Origin of the sequence: Lacibacter cauensis (genome assembly GCF_007830055.1) — a bacterium.
Lineage (GTDB): Bacteria > Bacteroidota > Bacteroidia > Chitinophagales > Chitinophagaceae > Lacibacter > Lacibacter cauensis.
The window spans coordinates 256129-267795 of record NZ_VLLE01000007.1 but is presented as its reverse complement, the minus strand read 5'-3'; the positions used below and the strand labels follow the sequence as shown (position 1 = coordinate 267795).

General features: G+C 46.2%; 5 protein-coding genes, 3 tRNA genes and 3 rRNA genes. 2 read left to right on the top strand and 9 right to left on the bottom strand.

Going from position 1 to position 11667, the window contains the following annotated elements; all coding sequences use genetic code 11:
• Positions 1 to 107: 107 nt before the first annotated feature.
• From rrf to IQ13_RS20390, 5 genes are all read right to left on the bottom strand, one after another.
• A 5S ribosomal RNA gene (gene rrf, locus IQ13_RS20410) occupies positions 108 to 219 on the bottom strand.
• A 56-nt stretch (positions 220 to 275) separates the two neighbouring features.
• A 23S ribosomal RNA gene (locus IQ13_RS20405) occupies positions 276 to 3151 on the bottom strand.
• A gap of 172 nt (positions 3152 to 3323) precedes the next feature.
• A tRNA-Ala gene (locus IQ13_RS20400) sits at positions 3324 to 3397 on the bottom strand.
• 11 nt (positions 3398 to 3408) lie between these two features.
• A tRNA-Ile gene (locus IQ13_RS20395) sits at positions 3409 to 3483 on the bottom strand.
• Positions 3484 to 3601: 118 nt separating this feature from the next.
• Positions 3602 to 5132, bottom strand: a 16S ribosomal RNA gene (locus tag IQ13_RS20390).
• Together the 16S, 23S and 5S rRNA genes with 2 tRNA genes alongside form the textbook arrangement of a ribosomal RNA operon.
• Before the next feature lie 496 nt (positions 5133 to 5628).
• On the opposite strand from IQ13_RS20390, the gene IQ13_RS20385 reads away from it, so the two are divergent.
• Both IQ13_RS20385 and IQ13_RS20380 read left to right on the top strand, forming a co-directional pair.
• On the top strand, positions 5629 to 6828 hold the full coding sequence (locus IQ13_RS20385; RefSeq protein ID WP_144888593.1) for a pyridoxal phosphate-dependent aminotransferase: 1200 nt from the start codon (positions 5629 to 5631) through the stop codon (positions 6826 to 6828).
• A gap of 43 nt (positions 6829 to 6871) precedes the next feature.
• A tRNA-Met gene (locus IQ13_RS20380) sits at positions 6872 to 6945 on the top strand.
• A gap of 296 nt (positions 6946 to 7241) precedes the next feature.
• Here IQ13_RS20380 and IQ13_RS20375 read toward each other — a convergent pair.
• From IQ13_RS20375 to pth, 4 genes are all read right to left on the bottom strand, one after another.
• The gene (locus tag IQ13_RS20375; RefSeq protein WP_144888592.1) at positions 7242 to 7994 is read right to left on the bottom strand and encodes a sulfite exporter TauE/SafE family protein; all 753 of its coding nucleotides are present in this window, start codon (positions 7992 to 7994) and stop codon (positions 7242 to 7244) included.
• Positions 7995 to 8075: 81 nt separating this feature from the next.
• Entirely contained in the window at positions 8076 to 10223 is a 2148-nt protein-coding gene (locus IQ13_RS20370; RefSeq protein ID WP_199758324.1) for an alpha-ketoacid dehydrogenase subunit alpha/beta, read from the bottom strand.
• A 91-nt stretch (positions 10224 to 10314) separates the two neighbouring features.
• Positions 10315 to 10926: a fumarylacetoacetate hydrolase family protein gene (locus tag IQ13_RS20365; RefSeq protein WP_144888591.1), complete on the bottom strand. Its 612-nt coding sequence runs from the start codon at positions 10924 to 10926 to the stop codon at positions 10315 to 10317.
• Between the two features lie 124 nt (positions 10927 to 11050).
• The gene (pth, locus tag IQ13_RS20360) at positions 11051 to 11626 is read right to left on the bottom strand and encodes an aminoacyl-tRNA hydrolase (protein ID WP_144888590.1); all 576 of its coding nucleotides are present in this window, start codon (positions 11624 to 11626) and stop codon (positions 11051 to 11053) included.
• Positions 11627 to 11667: the final 41 nt, after the last annotated feature.

Below are 11667 nucleotides of genomic sequence, written 5' to 3'. Positions count from 1 at the left end.
ACGCCGCATTCAACCAATTTTTAGGGATAGGTTAGCAAGGTCTGTACTGAGGGCTGATATAGGTACATAAAAAAACCCCTTCATGATATTGAAGGGGTTTAGAATAAATATGGCAGCTACCTACTCTCCCGCATTGTAGTGCAGTACCATCGGCCATGAGGGGCTTAACTTCTCTGTTCGGTATGGGAAGAGGTGAACACCCTCGGAAAAACCACCATAAACTCTTAAATAAGATCATATTGGGAAAAGTTGTAATTGCAGTTGGCAATTAAAAAAAATTAAAGCTTACGGGTAATTAGTACTACTCGACTTTACTGTTACCAGTTTTACATCTGTAGCCTATCAACGTCATCGTCTTTGACGGCCCTTAAAAGTAAACTCATCTTGTAGAAGGTTTCACGCTTAGATGCTTTCAGCGTTTATCCTTTCCGTACATAGCTACTCTGCACTGCACCTGGCGGCACAACAGATACACCAGCGGTACGTACGACCCGGTCCTCTCGTACTAAGGTCATGCCTACTCAATTTACTAACGCCCACCACAGATAGGGACCGAACTGTCTTGCGACGTTCTGAACCCAGTTCACGTGCCACTTTAATCGGCGAACAGCCGAACCCTTGGGACCTTCTCCAGCCCCAGGATGTGACGAACCGACATCGAGGTGCCAAACCTCCCCGTCGATATGAGCTCTTGGGGGAGATCAGCCTGTTATCCCCGGAGTACCTTTTATCCTTTGAGCGACGGCCCTTCCATGCAGAACCGCCGGATCACTTTAGCCAGCTTTCGCTCCTGCTCGACCTGTATGTCTCACAGTCAAGCACCCTTATACTAATGCGCTCTACGTACGATTACCAACCGTACTGAGGGTACCTTTGCGAGCCTCCGTTACTTTTTAGGAGGCGACCACCCCAGTCAAACTACCCACCATGCACTGTCACCCGTCAGGGTTTAGATTCTAAATCAAAGAAGGTTGGTATTTCAACGACCGCTCCACAACTGCTGGCGCAGCTGCTTCAAAGCGTCCCAACTATGCTACACATCCGTAATTCAAAATCAATGCAAAGTTGTAGTGAAGGTTCACGGGGTCTTTCCGTCCCGTGGCGGGTAACCGGCATCTTCACCGATACTACAATTTCACCGGGCTCGTGGAGGAGACAGTGTTCAACTCATTAGACCATTCGTGCAGGTCGGAACTTACCCGACAAGGAATTTCGCTACCTTAGGACCGTTATAGTTACGGCCGCCGTTTACTGGGGCTTCAGTCAGAAGCTTTGGCTTGCGCCGAACATCCTTCCTTAACCTTCCAGCACCGGGCAGGTATCAGGCTCTATACGTCATCTTTCGATTTTGCAGGGCCCTGTGTTTTTGCTAAACAGTTGGTTGAACCATTTTACTGAGACCATCCGAAGATGGTACGCTTTATCCCGAAGTTACAGCGTCAATTTGCCTAGTTCCTTCTCCACGGCTCACCCGAGCGCCTGAGAATATTCATCCCGTCCACCTGTGTCGGTTTACGGTACGGGTTGTTTATGCCTAGCCTTAGAGGTTTTTCTCGGAGGTCTGATTAGGATCACTATCCACGCTGCCGAAGCTTTGCGGTACTATCACGTTCGACATCTCTTGCGGATTTACCTGCAAAAAATATATCTACACGCTTTAACCTGGTATTCCGTAACCAGGCGGATCTTTCACTACCCCGTCACCCCATCGAAACATAAACAAGTGTTGGAATATTAACCAACTTGCCATCAGGTGCGCCTTTCGGCTTTCCCTAAGGACCCGACTAACCCTGATCTGATTAACATTGATCAGGAAACCTTGGACTTACGGCGAAGTAGTTTTTCACTACTTTTATCGCTACTCATTCCTACATTTTCTTTTGAAATCGCTCCAGCATCCATCACCAGACACCTTCGCAGCAGATTTCAATGCTCCCCTACCAATTGTACAAGTACAATTTTAGAACTTCGGTTCGTAGTTTGATGCCCGATCATTTTCCGTGCAAGACCTCTCGACCAGTGAGCTGTTACGCACTCTTTAAATGAATTGCTGCTTCCAAGCAAACATCCTGGCTGTTATAGAAGTCTCACCTCGTTTGTTCAACTTAACTACGTATTAGGGACCTTAGTTGCTAATCTGGGTTATTTCCCTCTCGGCCACGGACCTTAGCGCCCGCAGCCTCACTCCCGGAGATATGTATAAGCATTCGGAGTTTGTCAGGGTTTGGTAGGCGGTGAAGCCCCCTAGCCCAATCAGTAGCTCTACCTCTTATACACTTCTTAAATCCGAGGCTGTTCCTAAAAACATTTCGGGGAGAACGAGCTATCTCTCAGTTTGATTGGCCTTTCACCCCTATCCACAGGTCATCCCATAACTTTTCAACGTTAATGAGTTCGGTCCTCCATTCTGTGTTACCAGAACTTCAACCTGCCCATGGATAGATCACAAAGTTTCGCGTCTACCCCCACTGACTAAGCGCCCTGTTCGGACTCGCTTTCGCTTCGGCTCCGTTACTGAAGAACTTAACCTCGCCAGTGAGGAGTAACTCGTAGGATCATTATGCAAAAGGCACGCCGTCATCCATTGCTGGACTCCGACCGCTTGTAGGCGCACGGTTTCAGGTACTATTTCACTCCCCTGTTTCGGGGTACTTTTCACCTTTCCCTTACGGTACTGGTTCACTATCGGTGTCTGAGGAGTATTTAGCCTTACCGGATGGTGCCGGCAGATTCAGGCAGGATTCCTCCGGTCCCGCCTTACTCAGGATACTGCTCGTCCATCTCAATTTCTATCTACAGGGCTATCACCTGCTATGGCCCAACTTTCCAGAAGGTTCAATTTGATGAGATTTTCTAAATGCAGTCCTACAACCCCTAAGCGGCACGCCGCTTAAGTTTGGGCTCTTCCCGTTTCGCTCGCCACTACTCAGGGAATCATTGTTATTTTCTTTTCCTCTCCCTACTTAGATGTTTCAGTTCAGGAGGTTGGCTTCCTTTCGGATAACACACCTTCAGTGTGCTGGGTTGTCCCATTCGGAAATCTTCGGATATAATGCTTGTGTGCAGCTCCCCGAAGCTTATCGCAGCTTACCACGTCCTTCTTCGCCTCTCAGACCCAAGGCATCCACCATGCGCCCTTATTCGCTTTAAAAGAGTTATTATACTTAAATCGCCTTACTAAACAATTACAACTTGTTACATCCCAATATGTCAAAGAACTTTAACCCCCATCCCCTAAAGGGGAGTAAGAATTATGTTTGATAACACGGTTACGAACCGACAGGCCTTAAGCCATTATCAAAGAAGTAAAGAACTAATTTTCGTGGAGGATATCGGAGTCGAACCGATGACCCTCTGCGTGCAAGGCAGATGCTCTAGCCAACTGAGCTAACCCCCCGAGGTTATTTGTAGACCCGCCCAGATTTGAACTGGGGACCCCTACATTATCAGTGTAGTGCTCTAACCAGGCTGAGCTACGGATCTATTTAATCTTTAGCCTAGTGGCCTCAACAATCCATAGCAACTGGCCAACTAACCATTTATAAGAACTTATTTCTTGAAAGTGGAAAAGCAACAGCATGTAAATCTAAGCATGCTCTAAAAAGGAGGTATTCCAGCCGCACCTTCCGGTACGGCTACCTTGTTACGACTTAGCCCCAGTCACTAGTTTTACCCTAGGCGGCTCCTTGCGGTTACCGACTTTAGGTACACCCAGCTTCCATGGCTTGACGGGCGGTGTGTGCAAGGTCCGGGAACGTATTCACCGTATCATTGCTGATATACGATTACTAGTGATTCCAGCTTCATGGAGTCGAGTTGCAGACTCCAATCTGAACTGAGAGAGGGTTTTTGGGATTAGCTCCTTATCGCTAAGTGGCAGCCCTTTGTCCCCCCCATTGTAGCACGTGTGTAGCCCTGGGCATAAAGGCCATGATGACTTGACATCATCCCCTCCTTCCTCACGTCTTACGACGGCAGTTTCTTTAGAGTTCCCAGCATTACCTGATGGCAACTAAAGATAGGGGTTGCGCTCGTTGCGGGACTTAACCCAACACCTCACGGCACGAGCTGACGACAGCCATGCAGCACCTTACTGGCAGTGTATTGCTACAAAACAGGCTTTCACCTGCGGTCTCCCAGCATTCTAGCCCAGGTAAGGTTCCTCGCGTATCATCGAATTAAACCACATGCTCCACCACTTGTGCGGACCCCCGCCAATTCCTTTGAGTTTCAACCTTGCGGTCGTACTTCCCAGGTGGATTACTTAATGCTTTCGCTTAGACACTAACTGTAATATCGCTAATGTCGAGTAATCATCGTTTAGGGCGTGGACTACCAGGGTATCTAATCCTGTTTGATCCCCACGCTTTCGAGCCTCAGTGTCAATGTCTCCGTAGTAAGCTGCCTTCGCAATGGGTGTTCTATGTCATATCTAAGCATTTCACCGCTACATGACATATTCCGCTTACCTCCAGAGAATTCAAGACTAATAGTATCAATGGCAGTTTTCGGGTTAAGCCCAAAGATTTCACCACTGACTTAAAAGCCCACCTACGCTCCCTTTAAACCCAGTGAATCCGGATAACGCTTGCACCCTCCGTATTACCGCGGCTGCTGGCACGGAGTTAGCCGGTGCTTATTCCTCTGGTACCGTCAGTCCCCGTAGAAACAGGGGTTTCGTCCCAAAGAAAAGAAGTTTACAACCCAGAGGGCCTTCATCCTCCACGCGGCATGGCTGGTTCAGACTTGCGTCCATTGACCAATATTCCTTACTGCTGCCTCCCGTAGGAGTCGGGCCCGTGTCTCAGTGCCCGTGTGGCTGATCATGCTCTCACATCAGCTACTGATCGTGGGCTTGGTGGGCCGTTACCCCGCCAACTACCTAATCAGACGCACGCCCATCTTTAACCGCCGGAGCTTTAATATCTAAGTGATGCCACTCAAATATACTATGGGATATTAATCCACCTTTCGGTGGGCTATCTCCCAGTTAAAGGAAGGTTGCGTACGTGTTCCGCACCCGTTTGCCGGTCGCCAGCCCCTGTATTGCTACAAAGCTGCTGCCCCTCGACTTGCATGTATTAAGCCTGCCGCTAGCGTTCATCCTGAGCCAGGATCAAACTCTCCATTGTAAATGAAGTTTGATACTGACTATTAATTCTCAAGAATTAACAGTTCAAAATCGAATTTTATTACGCTTAAAATTTACCCGTTCTATTTTCATAAAACGTTGCTGTTGCTTCCATTCTTTCAAAGATCTTTTGTTTTTCTTTCTACCCGTTTTTCGAACGGAGTGCAAAGGTAAGGGCCTCGCTTATTCTAACCAAACTTTTTTCAATTTATTTTTTAAGATATCTCCTAACTAACTCATTGAATATCACACCCTCTAACCTCATAAAGAACTACCGCTTTTGTCTTGCGGGTTGCAAAGGTAAGGAGTTAACACCTTTCAATCCAAAGCTTTTTAAAAGTATTTTTAAATTAGTTTTTGTCCTTCTTCTGAAAGCCTTGAAAACACTGCATTTTCAGAAGAAAAAAAGTTCTGCGGTTTTTCCCTTCACAACAAACACAAAGCATCTTTTGTACCGATACTAATAAATGTAAGTCGCTCCCTTATCTTTGCCTTCTATGTTATCGATCAGTAAACGTGGTGAGGAAATGCCGGCCTCCCCTATCCGTAAATTAGTTCCGTTTGCAGAAGCAGCTAAGAAAAAAGGCACTAAAGTTTATCATCTGAATATCGGCCAGCCCGATATTGAAACACCGCCTGCCATTATTGATGCAGTAAAACATGCCGATATACGGGTGCTGGAATACAGCCACAGTGCAGGTAATGAAAGTTACCGCCGTAAACTGGTGCAGTATTACAAAAAAGTGGGTATTGATGTAACCTATGATCAGATTATGATTACAACAGGTGGCAGCGAAGCAATCCTGTTTGGTTTCTTTACCTGTTTAAACCCGGGCGATGAGGTAATTGTACCCGAACCCTTTTATGCCAACTATAATGGCTTTGCCTGTGCTGCAGGTGTTACAGTAAAGCCGATTACTTCAACGATTGAAACCGGTTTTGCCTTACCCCCCATTGAAGAGTTTGAAAAAGTAATTACCGCTAAAACCAAGGCCATCATCATCTGCAGCCCCAATAATCCAACTGGCTATTTATACAGCAAAGAGGAAATGTACAAGCTGAAAGACATTTGTCTGAAGCATAATCTGTATCTCTTCAGCGATGAGGCCTACCGTGAGTTTTGTTACGATGGGGAATATGTAAGTGCCATGCATATAGAAGGCATGGAGGAACATGTTGTGTTGATGGATACCATCAGTAAACGGTACAGCGCCTGTGGTGCAAGAATCGGGGCATTGGTAACAAAGAACAAAGCGGTGTATGATGCAGCTATGAAATTTGCCCAGGCAAGATTAAGTCCTCCCGGCTTGGCTCAGATTATGGGTGAAGCAGCTATAGACCTGCCCGACAGTTACTTTGAAGCACCAAAAGCCGAATACTTAAGCCGCAGAAACCTGCTGGTAAAAAGACTGAACGCTATGCACGGCGTTATTTGCCCAAACCCTGGTGGTGCGTTTTATGCCATCGCCAAACTACCCATTGATGATTCTGACCGTTTCTGTCAATGGTTGCTCGAATCGTTTTCGCATCAAGGCGAAACCATCATGCTGGCTCCCGCAACAGGTTTTTATGGTACTCCGGGCTTAGGCAAACAGGAAGTACGTCTTGCGTATGTACTGAATACTGCAGCATTGGACCGTGCCATGAATTGTTTGGAAGAAGCATTGAAAATTTATCCGGGAAGAATTGAAAATTGATTTCATCAATTAACTCTGTTTCTCTATTTTTGCACCCCCAAACGCCGGGGTAGCTCAGCTGGTTAGAGCATCGGATTCATAACCCGAAGGTCGGCAGTTCAAGTCTGCTCTCCGGTACATATATCAGTCCCGCATTTTGCGGGACTTTTTTATTTAGTTGATCTAGTTCTGTAAGCAAACCAGCTACTAACAAAATGCATTAATTATCTCCTGAAAGCTTTATTCTTACTTACAAAATCGAACGGTGTTCTCAAGGTTACGAGTGATGTGCAGCGTTCTGATGCACTGTTTTTTACAATAGTGAACCCCTGTCGGATTTATCGGCCTTACACGCTTTATGTACGCTTTATCTACGCTTTAGAGTGGGAGTATCCTGCCTTTAGCGACGAAGGATGGAGGCTGCATGTCAATCATCACTTCCTCAGCAACATCAGCACCGAACCCGCCAACGTCAACACTATTACAACTTTGCGGTAGCTGCTGTCTTGTAATTTCTTAACGAGTTGAATACCCAGCAGAAAACCCAACGCCAGTGCAGGCAATAATGCAAGATCGGTTAGTAAACTGTGTGCAGTAATATTCCTCCAGTAAAAAACCTGGAAAGGCAGCTTAAAGAAATTAATCACCAAAAACAACCAGGCAGCCGTACCAATAAACCCGTTCTTGGGTAAACGCATGGCCAGGAAATAGAGGTTGGCAAATGCACCGGCAAGATTACCCATCATCGTGGTAAAGCCTGCGGCGAGTCCTGTACCTGCTGCAAACAAAGAGTTCTCAGGCACCCTTGTCGATTTACGCAGCTCCATCCACAACACAATCACAATGGTAAGCACCACAATTACCGCCATCAGCTGACGGAACAACCGTTCATCCATATCTTTTCCAAGGTAAACACCCAGCAAAATACCAATGGCCATCCAGGGAACCAGCTTCCAAAAATGCTTCCATTGCGCATGCCGGTTATAGTAATACACCGCAGCAATATCGGCCGTACACAACAACGGCAACACAATACCGGTTGATGATTTACCGCCAAACACCAGTGCCATAATGGTTACCGACAGCATATCCACACCCTTCAGTCCGGCTTTACCCAAACCGATAATAAAGGCAGCCAGCAGAATAAAAAACCAGTTGAGGGGGGTGTATTGTGCAAGAAGATCCATTGCTGTAAAGAAACAGAAAATTAAACGAACAAGACATCTGCTGCAGAGGAAAAGCGCATGCAGCAAGCTTGTGTTGTTGCTTTATGCATTAAAGAGTTTCCATAAACGTTCCCTTACTTTCGAAGCATTGGGCAGCATGGCTTCTTCCAGGCCCGTATTCAGTGGCACTGCAGGCACATTCAAGGCACCCATTACTTCCACCGGTGCATCCAGCCATTGAAAACAGTTGTAGGTTATACGGTAAGCCAATGCTTCTGCAAAGGAATTATTTTGTTGTTCTTCTGTAAGCACTAAACATTTGCCGTGTTTTTTCACTGTGGCAAAAATCAATACCTCATCCAACGGATACAATGTACGCAGATCAATAATTTCAACAGCACCATCAAACTGTTTGGCAGCAGCCATCGCCCAATACACACCCATACCATAAGTAACAATGCAGCAACTCTCACCCTCGTCGATCAACTCATCATCGGCCGCCAACGCAATGCGTCCTTTACCTAGCGGTATCATATAGTCGCCGGACGGTTCAATTGTTTTGGCTTCTTCGGTACCGGGCACTTTACTCCAGTACAATCCTTTGTGCTCTAATAATACCACAGGATTGGGATCGAGAAAAGCAGCCTTCAGCAATCCTTTCATATCAGCCGCATTTGATGGATACACGACCTTGATGCCTTTGATGCTGAGTAAGGTCGATTCAACACTGCCGCTATGATAAGGACCTCCCCCACCGTACGCACCAATCGGCACCCGAATCAATGTTTGCACAGGAAACCTGCCGCAACTGAGATACGATGATTTGGAAATTTCTGTAACCAGCTGGTTGAAACCCGGATAGATATAATCGGCAAACTGCACTTCCACAATTGGCTTTGCGCCAACAGCACTCATACCAACAGTTGATCCGATAATATAGGCTTCCTGGATAGCTGTATTAAACACCCGATGATCACCAAACTGACCGGCAAGTGTAGCGGCTTCACGAAACACACCTCCCAGTCTTCTGCCAACATCCTGTCCGTACAACACAGCTTCCGGATACTCCTCCATCAGTTCACGAATGGCAAACAAAGCAGCATCCACCATCACAATCTTTTCTTTTCCTGCAGGTGAACGATCGCCTGTTTCTTCGGTTACCGGGGTGGGCACAAACACATGATCGGTTACGGTTGCAGGATCGGGCTCAGGTGCAGCAACTGCCTGTTCAAAATCATCCTCCACTTTTTGTCTGGCTTCGATATTGATCTGTTGCAGTACATCTTCGGCTATGCCATACTGTAAGCAAAGCCGGTGAAGCTTCGGAAAAGGATCGTCTTTGAAGTGTTGGTCAAGATCTTCTGCACTACGGTAAAATTCTTTACGTACACCACTGGTATGATGGTTGAGTAAGGGCACATAGGCCTGTACCAGGTAAGGCTCTCCATGTGTGCGTACATGTTCCACCACATGCTGCATGGTTTCGTACGCTTCTGTAAAATCGCTGCCATCGCAACGGATGCGGTGCATACCCGGAAAACCACCGGCATATTCATAAGCATCCATCGCCCTTGCCTCTTCGGCACTTACACTGATGCCCCAGTTGTTATCCTGTACTAAATAAATAATGGGTAATTTTTTCAATACGGCAAACTGAAACGCTTCGCTTACTTCCCCCTCGGTAATACTGGCATCGCCTAATGAACAAACAACCACGGCCCCCCCTCCCCCCGAAGGGGGGATTAAAGCATCCGACCGTTCAAGTGTATCTTTTTTCTCAACATCGCTTATTTGCTGGCTCTGTGCGAATGACAAGTCCCTCCTTTGGAGGGATTTAGGGAGGCTTTGCAGGTATTTTAAACCTTGTGCCACACCGGTAGTAGGAATAACCTGCATACCTGTAGCGCTGCTTTGGTGAATGATGTTGGGTTTATCGTTGCCTTTGTAGTTGGGATGCGCATAATATTCACGGCCTCCTGTAAAAGGATCATCGGCCTTGGCCAGTAACTGCAACATCAGTTCGTATGGTTCAAATCCAAGACCAAGCAACATGCTTTCATCACGGTAATAAGGACTTACCCAATCGGCTGCGGTTAACTGAAAGGCCGTTGCCAGCTGTATGGCTTCATGACCACGGGAAGTAGAATGTACATATTTGCAGATCGACCGGTTCGCTTCATAAGTAGCCGCCATGTGTTGGGCATAACTCATCAGGCGGTACGTTTTTAACAGTAATTCAGCATTCAGCATGTGCAGGCAATTATGCTGCAAAATAACGGATGTAAGCAACAAAAAAGCCATCCGTTAAAGAATGGCTTTGTATAAACAGTTCAGTTGCAATTTATTTGACTTCCACTTCCAGCAACGCATCTTTTTCGATGTAGGCTTCCAGGATATCGCCTACCACACATTCGCCTACTCCGGCCGGTGTACCTGTAAAAATGAGGTCGCCAATATTGAGCGAAAAGAAATTGGAAACATACGAAACGATTTGGTCGAAGGTAAACAGCATGTCTTTTGAATTTCCCTGCTGCACAATTTCTTTATTCTTCTGCAGACTGAAATTAAGATCGTTGATGTTCAGACCGGGTTTCAGATCGATGAACTTGCCTACTGCTGCAGAATTATCCCATGCTTTGGCAATTTCCCAAGGCAATCCCTTCTTCTTCAGCTCGGCCTGGATATCCCGTGCAGTAAAATCAATACCAACAGTAATTGCATTATAGTATTTCGATGCATGACGCTCCTGGATGTATTTACCGTTTTTTGAAACACGCAACACCAATTCCACTTCGTAATGCAGTTCGTTTGTGAATTCGGGGTAATAAAAAGGCATGTGCGGCTGCAGGAATGCGCTTTTCGGTTTCAGAAAAATCACTGGCTCATCCGGTACATCATTTCCTAGTTCTTTGGCATGATCAACGTAGTTCCTCCCTACGCAAAAGATTTTCATTGGTTCGATTGTTTTGGTTCAGAATCTGGTTTAAGGTAATGGTTGTTTCAGTGGACAGGAGATTCTAAAGCAACTCCGGAGGAATTGTGGTGTACCGACGAAGGTACTATCTGTAAATTGAAATTTAAAGGGTTATTTCAATTTTGTTTGCATGATTCATGGTACGTTCAATACCTGTTAACACAAAGCTTTCAATAACTTCCACACAGGCTTCAATTTTTTTCTGCACCACCGGCTGTTCAGCAGGGCTCCATTTGCTCAGTACAAATTCGGCCTGTCTTCCTTTCGGGTAGTCGTTACCGATACCAAAGCGTAACCTTGGATAAGCCGTAGTTTGCAATAACTCCTGGATACTTTTTAAACCGTTATGGCCTGCATCACTACCGCCGGGCCGTAAACGAAGTTTGCTGATGGGCAAAGCCAGTTCATCTACCACCACCAGTACCTGTTCGGCAGGTATTTTTTCTTTATCCATCCAGTACTTTACTGCTTTACCGCTCAGGTTCATGTAGGTTGATGGTTCAATAAGGATCACTTGTTTGCCCTTGAGTTTAAACTCTGCCACGGCAGCCAGCCTGTCGGTTCGGAAGCCGACACCATGTTTTGCCGCCAATGCTTCCACCACATCAAAACCGATATTATGGCGGGTATGTGCATACTCCGCTCCGATATTTCCCAATCCAACAATCAAAAATTTCATCTTGCTAAAGTTCTGTAATGTTCACTGAACGAAAATAAAAA